Below are 595 nucleotides of genomic sequence, written 5' to 3'. Positions count from 1 at the left end.
TCCGGCCCCGGAGATCAAGGTGGCCGACCTCGCGGCGTTCGCGCTGCAGGCCGCGTGCTGGGGCGATCCGGACGCGTCCGGCCTCGCGCTCCTCGACCCGCCGCCGGGCGGTGCGATGGCCGCGGCGCGCGAGACCCTGAGCGCCATCGGCGCCGTCGAGCCGGCGACGGGCCGGCCTACCGAGCGGGGCGTACGGATGTCCCGCCTCGGGCTGCATCCACGGCTGGCCCGCGCCCTGGTGGACGGGGCGCCGCTGGTCGGTGCCCAGCGCGCGGCAGAGGTGGTGGCTCTGCTGAGCGAGGAGCCGCCGCGCGAGTACGGGGACGACCTGGCCTCGGCCTGGCGCGCGGCCCGCCGCGGCGGCGACGCGTACGGAGCGCGCTGGCAGAAGGAGACCCGGCGTCTGGCGTCGGCCCTTACGGGGAGCGCGGCGCCCTCGGCATCGGACGGCTCCGCGCGGAGTGACGAGTACGCCGCCGGGGTGGTCGCCGCGCTCGCGTTTCCGGAGCGGGTGGCGCGGGCGCGGGGTGCGGGGGCGTTTTTGATGGCTTCTGGGACTGCCGCTGAGGTGGGTGCGGGGTCGGCGTTGCACGGG

The 595-nt window shown here is 78.0% G+C and carries 1 pseudogene; it reads left to right on the top strand.

Annotated elements, in window-relative coordinates:
* Positions 1-595, top strand: a pseudogene (locus tag U9R90_RS36695) (ATP-dependent helicase HrpB); the annotation flags it as partial.

The organism is Streptomyces sp. E11-3 (assembly GCF_046540415.1).
Taxonomy (GTDB): Bacteria; Actinomycetota; Actinomycetes; order Streptomycetales; family Streptomycetaceae; genus Streptomyces.
The sequence above is the reverse complement of the archived record's forward strand: the minus strand, read 5'-3'. Positions and strand labels throughout refer to the sequence as shown.